Annotated in this window: 14 protein-coding genes; 9 read left to right on the forward strand and 5 right to left on the reverse strand. The window is 72.2% G+C overall.

The window, feature by feature from the left end:
• Positions 1 to 24: 24 nt before the first annotated feature.
• Genes ACIA8X_RS02505 through ACIA8X_RS02515 form a run of 3 tightly spaced genes read left to right on the forward strand, consistent with a single transcriptional unit; the run spans position 25 to position 2,788 of the window.
• Positions 25 to 834: an ABC transporter ATP-binding protein gene (locus ACIA8X_RS02505; protein ID WP_393454502.1), complete on the forward strand. Its 810-nt coding sequence runs from the start codon at positions 25 to 27 to the stop codon at positions 832 to 834.
• Complete coding sequence (locus ACIA8X_RS02510; RefSeq protein ID WP_399457610.1) at positions 831 to 2,213, forward strand: hypothetical protein; 1,383 nt, start codon at positions 831 to 833, stop codon at positions 2,211 to 2,213. The genes ACIA8X_RS02505 and ACIA8X_RS02510 overlap by 4 nt, the downstream gene beginning before the upstream one ends.
• Positions 2,210 to 2,788 carry a hypothetical protein gene (locus ACIA8X_RS02515; protein ID WP_399457611.1) on the forward strand — a complete coding sequence of 193 codons (579 nt, stop codon included), beginning with the start codon at positions 2,210 to 2,212 and terminating at the stop codon, positions 2,786 to 2,788. Before ACIA8X_RS02510 ends, ACIA8X_RS02515 begins: the two co-directional genes overlap by 4 nt.
• Positions 2,789 to 2,825: 37 nt before the next feature.
• On the opposite strand, the gene ACIA8X_RS02520 is transcribed toward ACIA8X_RS02515, so the two are convergent.
• Genes ACIA8X_RS02520 through ACIA8X_RS02535 form a run of 4 tightly spaced genes read right to left on the reverse strand, consistent with a single transcriptional unit; the run spans position 2,826 to position 5,565 of the window.
• Positions 2,826 to 3,125, reverse strand: a complete 300-nt coding sequence (locus ACIA8X_RS02520) for a hypothetical protein (protein ID WP_399457612.1) — start codon at positions 3,123 to 3,125, stop codon at positions 2,826 to 2,828.
• Entirely contained in the window at positions 3,122 to 4,465 is a 1,344-nt protein-coding gene (locus tag ACIA8X_RS02525; RefSeq protein WP_399457763.1) for a hypothetical protein, read from the reverse strand. The genes ACIA8X_RS02520 and ACIA8X_RS02525 overlap by 4 nt, the downstream gene beginning before the upstream one ends.
• 5 nt (positions 4,466 to 4,470) lie before the next feature.
• Positions 4,471 to 4,851 (reverse strand): hypothetical protein, encoded by a 381-nt coding sequence (locus ACIA8X_RS02530; protein WP_399457613.1) that lies wholly within the window; start codon positions 4,849 to 4,851, stop codon positions 4,471 to 4,473.
• Positions 4,852 to 4,872: 21 nt separating this feature from the next.
• Complete coding sequence (locus tag ACIA8X_RS02535) at positions 4,873 to 5,565, reverse strand: DUF4232 domain-containing protein (protein WP_399457614.1); 693 nt, start codon at positions 5,563 to 5,565, stop codon at positions 4,873 to 4,875.
• 320 nt (positions 5,566 to 5,885) lie between these two features.
• On the opposite strand from ACIA8X_RS02535, the gene ACIA8X_RS02540 reads away from it, so the two are divergent.
• The 4 genes from ACIA8X_RS02540 to ACIA8X_RS02555 are packed head-to-tail and all read left to right on the forward strand — an operon-like array spanning position 5,886 to position 12,572.
• Positions 5,886 to 8,129 carry a hypothetical protein gene (locus ACIA8X_RS02540; protein ID WP_399457615.1) on the forward strand — a complete coding sequence of 748 codons (2,244 nt, stop codon included), beginning with the start codon at positions 5,886 to 5,888 and terminating at the stop codon, positions 8,127 to 8,129.
• Positions 8,126 to 9,085 (forward strand): AAA family ATPase, encoded by a 960-nt coding sequence (locus ACIA8X_RS02545; RefSeq protein WP_399457616.1) that lies wholly within the window; start codon positions 8,126 to 8,128, stop codon positions 9,083 to 9,085. Before ACIA8X_RS02540 ends, ACIA8X_RS02545 begins: the two co-directional genes overlap by 4 nt.
• A complete protein-coding gene (locus ACIA8X_RS02550; protein WP_399457617.1) occupies positions 9,085 to 10,242 on the forward strand; it encodes a DUF58 domain-containing protein in 1,158 nt (385 codons plus the stop codon). The genes ACIA8X_RS02545 and ACIA8X_RS02550 overlap by 1 nt, the downstream gene beginning before the upstream one ends.
• On the forward strand, positions 10,239 to 12,572 hold the full coding sequence (locus ACIA8X_RS02555; protein WP_399457618.1) for a DUF3488 and transglutaminase-like domain-containing protein: 2,334 nt from the start codon (positions 10,239 to 10,241) through the stop codon (positions 12,570 to 12,572). The genes ACIA8X_RS02550 and ACIA8X_RS02555 overlap by 4 nt, the downstream gene beginning before the upstream one ends.
• On the opposite strand, the gene ACIA8X_RS02560 is transcribed toward ACIA8X_RS02555, so the two are convergent.
• Entirely contained in the window at positions 12,529 to 13,281 is a 753-nt protein-coding gene (locus ACIA8X_RS02560; RefSeq protein ID WP_393454472.1) for a DUF4232 domain-containing protein, read from the reverse strand. The two genes, ACIA8X_RS02555 and ACIA8X_RS02560, sit on opposite strands and share 44 nt — an antisense overlap.
• A 214-nt stretch (positions 13,282 to 13,495) precedes the next feature.
• Here ACIA8X_RS02560 and ACIA8X_RS02565 point away from each other — a divergent pair, with 214 nt between their 5' ends.
• Together ACIA8X_RS02565 and ACIA8X_RS02570 are read left to right on the forward strand one after the other, a co-directional pair.
• Positions 13,496 to 14,800, forward strand: coding sequence for a helix-turn-helix domain-containing protein (locus ACIA8X_RS02565; protein ID WP_399457619.1), 1,305 nt, complete (start codon positions 13,496 to 13,498; stop codon positions 14,798 to 14,800).
• A 369-nt stretch (positions 14,801 to 15,169) separates the two neighbouring features.
• Complete coding sequence (locus ACIA8X_RS02570; RefSeq protein ID WP_393454466.1) at positions 15,170 to 15,538, forward strand: zinc ribbon domain-containing protein; 369 nt, start codon at positions 15,170 to 15,172, stop codon at positions 15,536 to 15,538.
• Positions 15,539 to 15,573: the final 35 nt, after the last annotated feature.

Consider the following 15,573-nt stretch of genomic DNA (forward strand, 5'->3'; position numbering starts at 1 on the left):
GGAAAGGTCGGAAAGGACCACCACATGACGTCCGTCGTGAGCTCGGCCGACATCGCGCCGACGCCCTACGCCTGGGAGATCCGGGCCACCGGACTGAAGGTCAGGGTCGGCAGGAACCGGATGGCCGTCGACGGGCTCGACCTGTCGCTGGGCACCGGCGTACACGGCCTGCTCGGGCCCAACGGGGCGGGCAAGACCACCCTCATCCGGGCACTGGCCACCGTGCTCCGTCCCACCGAGGGCACCCTGGAACTGCTCGGCGAGGCGGCGGGCGGCATGGGCGAGCACCGTGCGCTGCGCCGCCGGATCGGCTATCTGCCGCAGGAGTTCGGCTACTACAAGCGCTTCACGGTGCGCGAGTTCGTCGAGTACATGGCGTGGCTGAAGGAGGTGCCCAAGGCCGACATCCCCGCCGCGGTGCAGCGCGCCGTGGAGCGGGTGGGGCTCGCGGACCGTGCCGACGACAGGATGAAGACCCTGTCGGGCGGCATGGTGCGACGGGTCGGCATCGCCCAGGCCATCGTCAACGACCCGGCGATCCTGCTCCTCGACGAGCCGACGGTCGGCCTGGACCCGGCGCAGCGGCTGCGTTTTCGCGGGCTGCTGCAGGAACTGGGCACGGACACCTGCGTGGTCGTCTCGACCCACCTGGTGGAGGACGTCGCCGCCGCCTGCACCGACGTGGTGCTCTTCGCCGAGGGCCGGCTGGTCTTCCAGGGCCCGCCGGACGAACTGGCCTCCGTGGGCGGCCCGGAGCACGTGGGCGACAGCCCGCTGGAGCGCGGCTACTCGGCCATGCTCCTCACCCCCAAGCAGGGAAAGGGAACTTGGTGAACTTCCGCGTCCTGCGCATCGAACTGAGGCGTTCCGTCGCCCCGTGGGCCGGGGCGGTGGTCCTGACGACCGCGTCGGCGTTCCTGTACCTGCTGCACGGTCCCTGGTGGAACGGCACCGTCAGCTGGACGGCCCAGTGGACGTCCACAGCCCTGTGGACGCGCGCCCTGCTGGTCTATCTGTGGCCGCTGGCCGTGGGCCTCGGCGCACTCCAGGGGCTGCGCGACCACCGCTCGAAGATGTCCGAGCTGCTGACGAGCACACCGCGGCCCGCCTGGCACCGCGCGGCCACCCTGGCGGGCACCGTCGCGGTCACACTGGCCTCGGCCTTCGCTCTCCTGGTCCTCCAGGGCGCGGTCCAGGTGATGCTCGGCGACACCGCGTACACGCACCTCGGATGGCTTCCGATCTCGCTGGTGGGCGCGCTCGCCCTGGTCGCGGGCGCCGTGCTGGGCATGGGGATGGGGCGGACCCTGCCGTCCCCGCTCACCCCGCCCGCGCTGGCCGTGACGGCCTTCGTGTTCATCAACCTGCTGCGGATGTCGACGGAGTCGGGCACGCCGACGTCCATGGTGCCGAACCGGATCTCGCTGCTGTCACCCGCGGTGACAGAGGTGCGCGACGTGTTCCTCACGCTCTCCGCCTCCGTGCACCTCGGGCAGACGCTCTGGCTGCTCGGCATGGCCGCGACGGGCTTCGCGCTGCTGGCCGCCGCGACCTGGCGGGCCCGGCTGCTCGCCCTGACGCCCGTCCTGGCGGGCGCGGTGCTCGCCCTGCTCGTCCTGCCCGCCGACCCGCGTCGGACGTACGTCGTCGACAGGGCCGCCGCGGCGATGGTGTGCGACGGCCCGGTGTGTGTGACCAAGGCGCACCAGGCACGGCTCGACGACCTCGCGGGCCCCGGCCGCAGGGCGCTGATCCTGCTGCACGACACCCTGGGCGACCGGGCGCCGAACTCGATCCGTGAGAGCACCGCCGTACGGGGAATCGGCGATACGCCGCAGCGGCCCCACGGCGCCGTCCTCGTCGACTTCGACGACCGGGTGATCGCCGACGCCGAGGGCGAGGAGCTGACCCGGGCCCTGCTCGCCCAGGGCCTGGCTCCGATCTGCTTCGCCCGCAGCGACAGCGAGAGCGGCACGCTCGGCGAGATCGCCGGGCAGAGCGTCGCGGCGGGCTGGGTCCTCGGGGACCTCAAGCCGCTCGGTGGCAGCGCCCACTCCGCACGCGACCAGCTCGACGTGGCCCGCCCGGTGTGGAAGGAACTCAAGGCGCTGCCGCGGTCCGAACAGCTCGCGCGGATCAACGCGGTGCACACCGCGGCGCTCTCCTGCGAGGGCGACCCGCTCGACATCCTGGACGGCGGTGCGTCCCGGTGAGATGGCTGACGCTGTACGCACGCTCGCGACAGGTGCCCGCGTCGTTCGCCGTCGTGGTGATCAGCGCGGTGGCGGTGTGGGCCCTCGCCCGGGACGGCGACGCGGAGCCCGCCGATCCGCGACTGCCCACGCTCGTCCTCGCCGCGGGGGCGATGGCGGCCTCGATCGGGCTCGGCGGGCAGGACCTCGCACTGGACCGCACGGCCGCGATCCGCTGGGCGCCCCGCAGGGCCGTACACGTCCTGCTCATCGGCGCGGTCGTCGGGGCGGTGCTGCTGGCGGTGCAGACGCTGGGCGAGGACCTGGCCAGCACCGCGTTCGTCGCCCGCAACTGCGCGGGCCTGACGGGCCTTTGCGCCATCGGGGCGACGATCTGCGGGGCGCCGTACGCGTGGACGCCGCCGATCAGCTGGCTGGCGTTGTCGTTCATCGCCCCGTCCCCCACGGATGTGCCGACGCAGGTGATGGCCTGGATGCTGCTGCCGCCCGGCACGGCCACGGGCACCTGGACGGCCCTGGCCCTCGCGGTCGCCGGCACCGCGGCCTACGCGGTCGCGGGACCGAGACCTCGATGACGGCCGGCGGCGCGTGGGACGCGTGGGAGACGACGGGTCAGGGTGCCGGAAAGAACACCGTCAGGCGTCCCCAAGCGGCCAGCGTGATCACCAGACACGGCACCATCCACCACGGCCGCAGCCAGCGGCGTACGACAGCCAGCACGGCGACGGGCGCGGTGAGCAGGGCGAACGCCAGGCCGAGCCGTCCGAACAGCCGAATGTGGTCGAGAGCCTGGTGGTCCCAGGGGCCGAGCGGATTCGACAGGTAGGCGACAGCGGTCGCGGCTCCCGCCACAAGACAGCCGATGGCCAACAGGACCGCGCACGCGACGCCTTTGGCCCGCGACACGGTCATGATTCGAGGGCCCGCTTCGCCTCGTCGACGTTGCTGTCGAATCCGCGGCCGTAGATCTGAGCGTCCTCGCTCCGCCAGTAGGGGCCGCCGTTGTAGCGTGCCGCGAGTTCCCGCATCTGCTCCCTGGTCATCCGCTCCGGCGGCACGTCGGCGAACTCGCTCTCGGCCTTGAGCTGGGCGAGGTACTCCGAGGCGATGTAGATGTTCTGCCCCGGGTCCTTGGACGCGTTGACCACCTCGTCGCGCTGTGCGTCGGTGAGGTTCTCCGGGTCGTAGCCGAGCACTTCGGCGGACCGGCGCACCTGGATGGCGATCGGCCCCATGGAGGTCTGGTCCGCCTCTCCCATGCCGGGAAGGTGACGGCGCACACCGTAGGCGGCCTCGTCGATCCAGGACGGATCGCCTTCGACCTCCTGCCAGGCGATGCCCGCCAGCATCTCGGGCGGCAGCCCGGAGCTGCGCGCCGCGTCATGGATCAGCGCCTTGTTCCCCGAGATGTACGTGCGGCGGCCGGCGTCGTCGTTGGACGGCAGATACAGATAGTGGTCCTGGGCACCCGGCAGCCGTGCCAGCCGCTCCCGTATGCGCCGCAGCGACGGCGAGACCGCGGTGTCGCCGGACACCCCGGAGATCGAGTCGACCTTCGTGCCGGTGCCGGGAAGTTGTGTGTTCGGGTTGCGGCTCGCGGCGGACGCCTCACGGCGCAACGCGTCCACGGCGCTGATCAGCAGGGCGGGATAGTCGCCGTCCCCACCACGGAAGTCCGGCAGGGACCGCAGGGCCGCCCGTATCTCGTGCACGCAGTCCTCTCGGGCCGCGGACTCCACCCGCTCGGCGTCGCCGTAGTGGCCCCGGGTGGCGTCGTAGTAGCGCTCGGCCTCTTCGCGGATCGCGTCCACGTCGGCGGTGAGTTCCGCCACCCAGTCGAGGAAACCGGACGTGCCTCGCAGGTCTTCCCACTGGTGCAGCGGTTCCGCGGCACGCGCGGTGGGAGTGATCGCGTGAGCTTCCCGGGACATCACCTCCACCAGCCGGTCTTCCGTGATCTGCCCGCTCTTGAAGTGCCCCTTGGCCCGCTCGACAGCCGTGGCGTAGACGTCCAGCGCTCTGCCGACCCGCCTGAACGCCGCGGACAGATACTCCGCCAGGTCGAGCGCTTCCTTCAGCCGCTTGGTGTACCGCTCCCTCTGTACGCTCTCCCACTCGACCTTCCCGGCCTTGCGGAAGTCGTCCTCGCACGAGGCGAGGAGGGTGTGCAGGCGGCCGTATTCGGCTGCGGTCCGTTCGATCAGCTGGGGGTTCGAGTCTTCGAGGAACGCCACGTCCGCGCGGTAGGTCATGGTGCTCACCGGTCCTCGGGCGCGACGTAACGCCCGTTGTCGAGCAGGTCGTCCATCGCGCGCCGCGCGTCGCCGTCGGCCTGGACATAGGCGTGTCCCGTCGACTGCAGCTTCGTCGACAGGGCCGACAGCAACGTCACGAGGTCCCCGTACTGATCCTGCGCGAACCGCGCGAAGTCCTCTACGGCTTCGGCCACTTGGGGATGCACGCGTGGCACGCGGCACTGCGTGGCGTTCTCCCCGTCCATGCGCCCGGCGTACAGCAGTCCGGCCAGCTCGTTCAGCAGATGCGAACTGCTGTCAATGGACTCGGGCCGCGCCGAGAACCCTCCCGGTCCCGTGGTCATCGTTCCCCCGACGTTGATGGTGATCGCGGCCGTGAGCATGCCAGTTGCGGCTGCAATCTGTCACGTCGTGGGAACAGCGTCAGCGGCGGACGTGTGCCAGTTGGTGACGATCGGCTTGTCGACGACGAACGAGCCGACCTTCAGGGACACCGGGTTCGGGTCGTCGTTGGAAACGGAGACGATGAGGCTGTCCAGCTCCTTGCCGCCGTCCTCGTTGACCGTCTTCGGGTTCACACCGGCGTAGGCGGTGACGCCCTCGCGCAGCGTGATCTGCTCACCCACGGACTGCTCCGCGGGCCCGGCCTCCGTTCCGTCCGATCCGAACGCCACGACCGGCAGCGCGGCGGGCAGGACGCAGGTGATGCCGGGGTTGGCCTTGGCCTTGATCAGGTAGTAGCCGCCCGCCTGGCTCTCGGAACTCACGCTCCAGGAGATGTCGTTGGTACCGCAGCTCTGCCCGTAGCCGGTCTTGTCCCCGGACGTGTCGTCGCCGTCCGTACCGGACTTGTCCGACGAGTTGCTCCCCGCGGCCGCGCCACCGGAGGACTTCGACGTACCGGAACCGTTGCTCCCGCTGCTTCCGGTGTTCTCGTCCCCACCCGAGCCGCCGGTGGACGCCTTCGCGCTCGACTTGCCGGACGCCGCCGAGGAGTCCGACGCCGACGACTTGTCGCCGCCCCCACACGCTGTCATCAGCAGACCCGCGCCCAGCACGGCGGTGACGGCGAAGGCGGTGCGCAGACGACGGTTCATCAGGGATGTCCCTTCCAGGGCGACAGTCGCGGGGCGCCAGGTGATCGATACCGCGCGCTTACGATCACCAAGACGATCACTCCTGACCGCCGGTTCACGCCGTCGCACGCCGTCGCACGCCCAGGACGCTGCCGTCACGTGCCTCTGAACGACAACATCGCCTCCCACAAGTGGGTCGCCGACTGCTGAGCCCCGACCCCTGATCGCCGTGACCGCCGCTTCCCGCGAAGCGGCGGTCACGTACGCAACAACTGACACCTCATCGATCGTCAATTACCCTTCCTGCAAGCAGAGTTGGGCATCATCACTGGGGGGCAGGGATGCCGGACCGGGGGACAGAGACGCCTGCGCAGACCAGGGCGTCAGGCCCGCAGCTCCGACAACGTTGTACGGCGCCGGCCACCGCCGCCTGGGCCAGGCTGCGGCCGACCGGCAACCGCGTCACCGGCTACATCGCCGTCGGTGCGGTCGGGGCGCTCATCGGTACCTCGGTCGCCGTCGGAACCGGTGCGTCCGGTACCCGGCCCCGGCTCGCCGACATCGGGGCCTGGCTGGCGAGCAGCGAGAAGGGCGAGGTCACTCACGCCCACGGGCTGACCGGTGCCGTGGACGGCAAGGTCGTCCTGCCGGCGGGGATGGCGGGCCACCCCGTCTCGGTCGCGCAGCACGGCAGGAGCGCCCTGGTGCTGGACCAGCAGACCGGCCGGGTGGTCCGGATCGACGCCTCGCAGCTGACCGCCGGACAGTCCGCGGACTACGGTGCGGCGGGGCTGCAACTGGTCTCTGGCGGCGCGTACGCGTACGTCGTCGATCCCGTGCGGGGCACCGTGCGGCGGATCGACCCGGCGCTGACGACGGCCGAGGGCCCTGCCACAGAACTGGGCGGGAAGCCCGGAGCCGCGGTGGTGGACCAGGAAGGCACCCTGTGGGTGCCGTTGCCCGACCAGGGCACGGTGGTTCCCTTCGTCAAGGGCAGGAAGAGCACGGCGGTCAAGGTCGCCGACGCGGGCCACGATCTGGTGCTGACCCTGGCCGACGGCCGTCCCGTGGTGACCGACCGGACCGCCGCCGTGATGAAGGCGCTGACGGCCACGGGCGTGCGGGGCACCTTGGAACTCGGCGGCGCGAACACCGGGGCGAACGCCTCGGCGGCGGACGCGTCCGACACCCTGGTGCCGACGACCACCGACGGCTCCGTGGTCCCGGTGCTGGCCGGCGGCAGCGGGGATCTGGTGCTGCTGGACGTCCACAGCAGGCACACCGTGCGCGCCCGCGTGCCCGTGCAGGGCCAGGGGCGAGGGCTGGGACCGGCCGCACCCCAACTGCTCGGCAAACGGGTCTACATACCGGACGAGTCCACCGGCCGACTGCTGGTGTACGACACCTCCCTCTCCGCGCCCGCCGAACCGGTACGGATCACCGAAGGGGCGGGCGACCTCGAACTGGCCATACGCGACGGCCTGTTGTGGGTGAACGCCCCGGACAGTGCCCACGCCGCGGTGATCGACGCCGACGGCGAGGTCAGGCGTATCGGCAAGTACGGGACGGATGTGCCGTCCGCGCGGAAGCCGGGGGAGAGGTGGATCGAGGGCCGCGTCCCGACGGGCATTCCCGTGGCGGGGGTTCCGCCTCGGACGGTTGCCCCGCGCCCTGACGGCCCCGCCGAAGGGGCGCCGGTGCCAGGAGCGGACCCGCAGGCGCCGGGACGCGAGCCGACGGAGACGGTGCCCGCACCGCCGCCGGCCCAGGAGCCCGGGGCGCCGGGAGCACCGCAGGCGGAGTCGCGGATGGGCGCCATCCGGATCACCTTCGCCGAGGCGTTGGGGGCGACCCCGCGGCGCTACGTCCTCAAGGGGCGGGCGTCGGACCAGACCGTCACCCCGGACGGGATCGGACCCGACGGCCCGTTCGCCTTCGAGGTCCGGGGCGGCTCGTGCGAGGAGCAGTACAGCTTCACCGTGGTCGCGGAGTACGCCGGGGGCAAGCCGAGCAAGGAGTCGGCGCCGTCGGCACTCGCGCGGCCGTGCGTCGCGCCGGGGGCGCCGCGGGAGTTCACCGCCACTCCCGCCGAGGGCGGTCACGGCGGCACGGTGACCTGGCGGCCGCCGGACGGCGCCGACGGCTCGATGACATACACGGTGACCGGGCCCAGCGGGACGGCGCAGACCACGGAAGCCACGTACACGTACGAGCATCTGAAGAACGGCTACCTCAACCCTGTGTCGGTGACGGCGAGCAACGCCGCAGGATCGGGTCCGGCGGCGTTCGGCACTCTCGACCTGATCCCGCCCGCTCAGCAGATGCACATCATCAACAACAGCAACCCCGGCACCATCGGGATCCGGGACAGGCCCAGCCACTTGGAAGGCGAGCGGGTCGGCCAGATCCCCGGCAAGTCGAACCCCGAGGTCACCGTCCACTGCAAGAAGAAGGGCGCCTCAGTGCCATTCGGAGGCGAGGTCACTGACGTCTGGAGTTACCTCACTTACGACGGCACCACCGGACACGTCTCCGACCACTTTGTGAACTCCCGCTCCAACCCCAAAGTCTGGGACTGCACATGACCTCTCCCCCCACCCGCGTAGCGAAGTGCTTCCACGCCCTCGCCGACAACGTCGAACGAGTCGTCAAGGGCAAGCGCGACACCATCGAACTCTCCCTCACCTGCCTCTTCTCCGAAGGCCACCTGCTCATCGAGGACGTCCCCGGCACCGGCAAGACCACCCTCGCCCGCTGCCTCGCCGCTTCCATCGAGGCCGACTTCGCGCGCGTCCAGTTCACCCCGGACCTGCTGCCCTCCGACATCACCGGCGTCACCGTCTACCGGCAGAACACCGGCGCGTTCGAGTTCCTGCCGGGCCCGGTCTTCGCCAACATCGTGCTCGGCGACGAGATCAACCGTGCCTCGCCCAGGACGCAGTCCGCGCTGCTGGAGGTGATGGAGGAGCGCCGTGTGACCGCCGACGGCACCACTCACCCGGTGCCCCGCCCGTTCATGGTGCTGGCCACCCAGAACTCGGTCGACATGGGCGGCACTTACCCGCTGCCCGAGGCCCAACTCGACCGCTTCCTGATGCGGATCACCGTCGGCTACCCCGACCACGCCTCCGAGGTCGCGGTCCTCACCGGGTCGGGCACAGGCACCACCCCCGAGTCGCTGACCCCCGTCACCACCGCCCAGGAGATCGCGGAGCTCGTCGAGGCCGCCGCCGAGGTGCAGGTGGCCGACGCGCTCTACGACTACCTGGTGCGGGTGGTGGCGGCGACCCGCACCCTTCCCGACGTACGCCTCGGCGCCTCGCCGCGCGGCTCCGTCGCGTTGCTGCGGGCGGTGCGGGTGCGTGCGGCCTCGCAGTCCCGGCCGTACGCGTTCCCCGAGGACGTCAAGGCGCTGGCCGGGCCCGTCCTCGCGCACCGGCTGATCCTCACGCCGGAGGCCGAGTTGAGCGGTCGAACCGGTACGGACGTGATCGACGAAGTGCTGGCCACGGTGGAACTGAACAGCGGGGCACGCGTCTGATGCTGTCGGCCACCGGGTGGGGCACGCTGGCCGGCGGCGCGGCGCTGACCGCCGTCGGTTACGGGCTCGGGTACGGCGAGGCCGCGGCGCTCGGCGTGACCTGCGTGCTCGCCGTCGGCGTCGCCGTCCTGTGGGCGCTGCCCGCACCCGTACTGGTCGCCGAGCGGCGGATCGCGCCGAACAGGGTGGGCCGGGGCGATCCCGCCGAGGGTGTCGTCACCCTCACCAACAGCGGGAGCCGTACCCGGCGGGGCCTGCGCGCCGTCGACCGGTGCGGGGACCGGGACATCGCCGTCGACGTGCCGCCGCTGGCCCCGGGCACAGCCCATGAACTGCGGTACGAGCTGCCCACCACCCGCCGCGGCCGCGTCTTGGTGGGACCGCTGCGGCTCGAACGCACCGATCCTCTCGGGCTCGCCCGCCGCATGCGCCCGTACGGCGACGCGGACACGCTGCTCGTACGACCCCGGATCTGCCCGCTGCCCGTGCTGCCGTCCGGCCAGACGCACCATGTCGAGGGCCCGGTCTCCGACACCGCCGACGACGGCTCGCTGACCTTCCACACGCTGCGCGAGTACGTACTCGGCGACGACCTGCGACGGGTCCACTGGCGGTCGACCGCCCGCACCGGCACGCTGATGGTCCGACAGATGGTCGATGTCTCGCTCCCGCACACCACACTCGTGCTCGACACCCGGCAGCGTGCCTACGCCTCGGAGGACGACTTCGAGCTGGCCGTGGACTGCGCGGCCTCCATCGCGTACGCGGCCGCCCGCTCCCACTTCCCCGTGCGGCTGGTCGGCGAGACGGGAGCGGTCCTGCGCACCGAAGGCTCGGGCAGCGACGGCGAGGCGCTCCTGGACGGGCTGGCCGTCGTGCGCCGCTCCGACCTGACGTCCGTGGCGGCCGCCTTCGACGGTCTTGAGAACCATCGCGGGGGCGGGGCGCTGGTCGTCGTCACCGGCACCGGCGACACCCGGGGGCTGGGTGCCGTCGACCGGGTACGGCGCCGCTTCGACCGCGTGACCATGCTGCGTGTCGGCGCCGACGACGCGGCGACGGACGAGGTGTCCGGCCCCGGTTCCGACGTACGGCAGTTGTACGTCGCGTCGCTGGACGAACTGCTCGCCGGATGGCGTGGGGAGGCCGTGCGTTGAGCACCACGGCCGCTGTGGCCACCCCGTCGGTCCGAAGCGAAGTGCCGGATCCGGAACCGGACCGCGCCCGACGGCTGTGGTCGCTGCTGCCCGTCGCCGCTCTGTCCGGCGCCGCGGGATACGGATTCGCCCGGGTCTTCCCGCCTTCCGAGCTGCTTCCGGTGCTGGCGGTGGCCGTGTTCGCCCCGATCGTCCTGTCGGCGGTGCTGTCGGGTCTGCTCGGCCGCCGCCCCGCCCGCGAGTCCCGTCGCCCGGCGGGTCAGGGCGGTCGCCCCACCACGCCGCTCTGGCCGTCGGCCCTGCTCACCGTGGTCGCCTGGGCCGTCGTCGTCAGCGCGACGCTGTTCCACGAGGTGAGCGACGGCCTGCCCGGCGGGCCCGCGCTGCGCGCCGCGTGGTCCGCGCTGCTCGACGCCCCGCACGCGCTGCTCTCCACCATCCTGCCCGCGCCCGGCGAGCCCGAGCTGCTGGTGCTGCCGCACGCCGTCGTGTGGACGGCCACCGCCGTCGCCGCGGAACTCGCCCTGCGCACCCGCGCCCCGCTGCTCCCGGCCCTCCCGGCGGTCCTCGCCTTCGGCTTCCCACTGGTGCTCGGCGCGGACGGCCCGGGATCGTCGTACGCCGCCGCGGGCGCGCTGGCCGGGGCCGCCGCGCTGCTGGCGCTGGTGCGTTCACGCGCCCGACTTCCGCTGCGCGCCCTGCTGTTGCGGCTGCCGGCCGTGGCCGCGCCCGGCCTCGTCGCGGTGCTGCTGGGCCCGCACCTGCCCGGTCTCGGCGCCCCCTACGACCTGCGGGAGACGGTCACGCCGCCGACCGTACGGCCGCAGTCCACCAGCCCGTTGGACCAGGTCGCGGCCTGGACGCGCAACGGCGACGAGGGCGTCTTCACCGTACGGACCTCGGGCACGGCCCCCGGGAACTACCGGCTGGCGGTCCTCGACCGTTACGACGGGACGACCTGGACGAGCGGCGCCGGTCTGACCCGTACCGGAGGCCGGGTCCCGGCGGAGAAGGGCGCCGACCCCGGACGTACCAAGACGCTCCAACAGCGTTTCACCGTACGGTCGTTGCCCGGCATCTGGCTCCCCGCCGCCGACCGGCCCTCATCCGTGCGCACGCCCGAGGGAACCTCCTTGTCCGTCGACCCGGACAGCGGGGTGCTCTCCACGGGAGAGGCGGTCCCGCGCGGCTTCACCTACAGCGCGGCCTCGCATCTCCCCGGGTACGACGCCGAGCGGCTGCGGTACGCGGCCGCCGCCGACGACCCGGCACGGGTGAGGCTCCCCGCCCTCGACGCGGCCGGGCAGCCGATCCCCTCCGTGCGGTCCTTCCGGGAGATCGCCGAGCGGGTGACCCGGGGCAGCACCCACCCGTACGAGCGGGCCGTGCGCCTGGCCGACTGGCTGCGCGCGACCTACCGGTTCGACCCCGGGGCGCTGCCCGGCCACACCTACCGGAGCCTGGAGTTCTTCCTGGCGCAGGGCGGGCGCGGTACGTCCGAGCAGTTCGCCGCCTCGTACGCCGTACTGGCGCGCACCGTGGGCCTGCCCACCCGGGTGGCCGTGGGGTTCCGTCCGGGTACCCGGACCGGCTCCGGGACCTGGCAGGTACGGGGACGGGACGTGCTGGCCTGGCCGGAGGTGAGGTTCAGCGGTGTCGGCTGGGTGCCGTTCCATCCGACGCCCGGCGAGACCGCACGGGGCGGCTCCCCCGCCGTATCGGCGAAGGAGCCCGAGGATCCCCGGCAGGCGGACCGGGAGAGCACCGAACCGGCGCCGCCGTCGACGGGTCCGCGCACGCCGGGTGAGTCCTCCCGCGCCGCCGGGGGTACGTCCGGCTCCGGTCCGCCCGTCTGGCTCGTCGTTCCGCTCGCCCTGCTCCTGCTCGCCACGGCCTATGTGCTGTACGCGCTGTGGCTGCCGTACCGCAGGCGCGGCAGACGGCGAGGCGACCCGGACGCGCGGCGCAGGGTCCTCGGCGCCTGGCAGCAGATCACCGAAGTCCTCACGGAGATCGGCCTGCCCGCCACGGGAGCGCACACGGCGCAGGAGGTGGCCGCCTTCGGCGCGGAGCGCGTGGGTGACGCCGCGGGCCGGCGCCTGCCGGCGCTGGCCACCCTGGTCAACGAGGTCGAGTACGGAGGCCGCAGCCCCGACGCCGCGGCTGCGGCCTCCGCGTGGGCGGACTGCGACGCGGTCGAGAAGACCGTCCGTCGCCGCGTTCCGCGCCGCACCCGTCTGCTCCGCGTCCTGCGCTCCGCGGTCCCGGGCCGCGGGCGCGTGCGTGTCACCAGTCGAGGGCGTCGGCCATGGTCGACTGCCAGTAGGTGACGCGGATCGAGTCGTCGACGTACACACCCTTCGTAGGGAGCGACGGGTTGGCGGCGACGGTCGCGTCCACGTTGAAGTAGACCTCCAGGGACTTGGCCGTGTAGCCGTTGGAACCGCTGCCGTCGCCCGCCGACAGCAGGACGCCCGCATAGCCCGACTCACCGGGGGCCAGCGTGACCACCGCCTGCGGCTTGGAGTCCTCGAAGACCGGCGGGACGGACTGGGCCTCGCCGAACCGGACCGCCGGGTAGCCGACGAGGTTGCAGTTCTTCGAGCCGGTGTTGGTGACGGTGAGGAGAAGGTGGTTCAGGGGGCGGGAGACCTCGGTGGCGGTCGTCCGGGTGGAGGTGGTGGAGCAGGGGGTCTTGGTGGGCCCCGAGTCCGAGTCCCCCTGGGAGCCCGTGGAACCCGAAGAACCCGAGGAGCCCGTCGAACCCGACGTTCCCGTGGAACCCTTAGTGCCGCCGGAACCGGCCGCGCCGCCCGTCGAGCCTTGGGAGGTCGAGCCCGTCTGGTCGGTCTGCCCCGCCCCGGCGGAGCCTCCCCCGCTCGCCTCGGACGAGGACGTGGTCGAGGCCGAGGCCGCGGACCCCGCCGACGCGCCCTCGTCCTTGACGCCCTCTCCGTTGTTGCACGCCGTCAGCGTCAGCGTGACGGCCGTGAGCGCGGCGGCGGCGAGCATGCGAGTGCGGTGGGTGCGTGTGGACATGTGAATCCCCCTGGTGCGGTACGGGTGTTGGCATGGGCCGCTCGACCGGGTGCCGGGAGCGGCGTGCTTGGATGGCCCAAGCTTGTGCGGTGATCCGTTCCGGCCGCCACGACTGCCGGAACATCTGGAACGCTGGAACGCTCGCGATAGCGCTGACCTGGGGGAACGACCGCCCCCTGGAATGGGGTTCCGGAACGTGGGAGAGGGAGGAACCGTGGCGGGGGACGAGTTCTCGGAGCTGCTCGGCCGGTTGAAGGAGCGGTCCGGGCTCAGTTACGGGGTGCTCGGGAAGCGGCTGCACACGAGTGCGTCCACGCTTCACCGGTACATCAACGGGGACGCCGTACCGACGGACTACGCCCCCGTGGAGCGGTTCGCGCGGATGTGCAAGGCGACGCCCGATGAACTGGTCGAACTGCATCGGCGGTGGGTTCTCGCGGACGCCCGGCGGAGGCAGAAGGCGAGCGGGGCGGGGGCGGCCGAGCCCGACGCGGTGGCCGGATCCGACCCCTCTGACGACCCCGCTGACGATGCCGGTCCCGAGGTCGGTCCCGAGGTCGACCCGCCGGCCTCGACGGACGTTCCCGTGGCACGGCGGCGACGTACCGTCGTCCTCGCCGGGGCCGCGGTGGTCGCCGCGCTCGTGTCGGCCGTGCTCGTGGTGAACCTGGTGTCCGGCGAGGGCGATGACGACCGGGACGGGAACCGGCCCGTCGGCGCCGCCTCCCGGACCACCGACTCCGTCGACGCAAAGACCCCCGGCGCCTCCGAGTCGCCCGACGCCAAGGGCAGGTCCGCCTCGCCGTCGGCCTCGCGCGGCGGCAGTCCCACGGTCTCCCCGTCCGGCTCCGCCCCCGGCGGCGGTGGCGCCGGGGCGGCCGAGGGCGGCGGGAGCGAGGACGGTGCCACCGCGCCCAACGTCGCCGTCAACCCGTACAAGTGGGAAGGCCCCTGCAGCCAGCACTACCTGCTCGACCGAGAGCCCGAGCAGGTGGTTCCGCCGCCGAGTGAGCAGGACGCGCGCGGGTGGGTCACCGCGCTCGGCGGGGTCGCCGCCGGGCAGCAGATGCTCGCGCTGACCTTGCAGGGCACCGGGAAGGCCACCGTCGTCCTGGACGCCCTGCATGTGCGGGTGGTGGAGAAGAGCGCGCCGCTCGCCTGGAACGACTTCGCGATGGGCGTCGGCTGCGGTGGTGGCGTGGAGACGACGTCGTTCACGGTGGACCTGGACGCCGGGCGGCCCGCGGTCTCCACCAAGGCCGGTCAGCGCGACTTCCCGTACAAGGTGAGCGAGTCCGATCCCGAGGTCTTCTACGTCTTCGCCGACGCGCGGGCGCACAACGTGAGCTGGTACCTGGAGCTGGACTGGTCCAGCGGCGACCAGCACGGCACCGTACGCATCGACGACAACGGCAAGCCGTTCCGCACGAGCGGCAACGTGGGACGGCCCGCGTACGAGTATCCGCTCGGCAGCTCCGAGTGGGGGCGCAACGAGTACGAGCCCGACATCCCCGGCTGACCCCCGGCCGGCGACCCGCCCGCCCGTTCATGGATGTCAACGGTTCCGTTTGCGTCACGATGACGGTCAGCCAGCTGATCAGCGCCCTTCTCCACCTTGCTTGTCGGGCAGGGTGCCCGGTCCTTCAGGGCCGGGGGGGGAATGTCCGCTCCCGCGTAGCGGGGCAGGGGGAGCCGAGTTGCCGTCAGGGCGATTCGGCGTCTCGGGAGAGAGGGCGGTGAGGCAGGCCTCAAACCGTTCGTGGTGCCGATGGGTTGAGTGCCCTGTGGCCGGGGTTGCCCCTGGAAGGCGAAAGCGTGTCGGTCACTCTCACGGTGATGTTGATCGAAGACGTGCGCGGGAGGGGAACGGGGTGTCTAGGTTCGTGGCGTGAACGTCGCCCAGAAGTCCGGTCTCAACCGGGCGATCCTCGCCCAGGGCTGGGGCCTGCTGCGGCAGCGCACCGGGCACAAAGCCCCCGGCCGGGTCGAAGACGTACCCGCCCCCTACACCAGCCTGCGGTGCAGCGCCTGTGGTTGGATCGACAAGAACTCGCGCAAGAGCCAAGCCGAGTTCGTCTGCTCCTCCTGTGGCTTCACCTGCAACGCGGACACCAACGCGAGTATCAACGTCGCGGCAGGACAGGGCGGGATCCCCCGCCCCCGGCGAACAGCCGGTGCTGGAGGGACGACACCGCCCACACAGCGGTCGAGCGTCCGTGAACCTCGGCCCAAACGGGCTGGAATCCCCCTCTTTTAAGAGGGGGAGGATGTCAACTCTCTGGAAGGACGGCC

The organism is Streptomyces sp. NPDC051738, from assembly GCF_044453205.1.
Lineage (GTDB): Bacteria > Actinomycetota > Actinomycetes > Streptomycetales > Streptomycetaceae > Streptomyces.

Excerpts from the sequence above, each read along its gene's own strand:
- ACIA8X_RS02505 (WP_393454502.1), top strand. The coding sequence starts at position 25 with ATGACGTCCGTCGTGAGCTCGGCCGACATCGCGCCGACGCCCTACGCC.
- ACIA8X_RS02530 (WP_399457613.1), bottom strand. The coding sequence starts at position 4,851 with ATGCTCACGGCCGCGATCACCATCAACGTCGGGGGAACGATGACCACG.
- ACIA8X_RS02520 (WP_399457612.1), bottom strand. The coding sequence starts at position 3,125 with ATGACCGTGTCGCGGGCCAAAGGCGTCGCGTGCGCGGTCCTGTTGGCC.
- ACIA8X_RS02525 (WP_399457763.1), bottom strand. The coding sequence starts at position 4,465 with ATGACCTACCGCGCGGACGTGGCGTTCCTCGAAGACTCGAACCCCCAG.
- ACIA8X_RS02535 (WP_399457614.1), bottom strand. The coding sequence starts at position 5,565 with ATGAACCGTCGTCTGCGCACCGCCTTCGCCGTCACCGCCGTGCTGGGC.
- ACIA8X_RS02550 (WP_399457617.1), top strand. The coding sequence starts at position 9,085 with ATGCTGTCGGCCACCGGGTGGGGCACGCTGGCCGGCGGCGCGGCGCTG.
- ACIA8X_RS02545 (WP_399457616.1), top strand. The coding sequence starts at position 8,126 with ATGACCTCTCCCCCCACCCGCGTAGCGAAGTGCTTCCACGCCCTCGCC.
- ACIA8X_RS02560 (WP_393454472.1), bottom strand. The coding sequence starts at position 13,281 with ATGTCCACACGCACCCACCGCACTCGCATGCTCGCCGCCGCCGCGCTC.
- ACIA8X_RS02540 (WP_399457615.1), top strand. The coding sequence starts at position 5,886 with ATGCCGGACCGGGGGACAGAGACGCCTGCGCAGACCAGGGCGTCAGGC.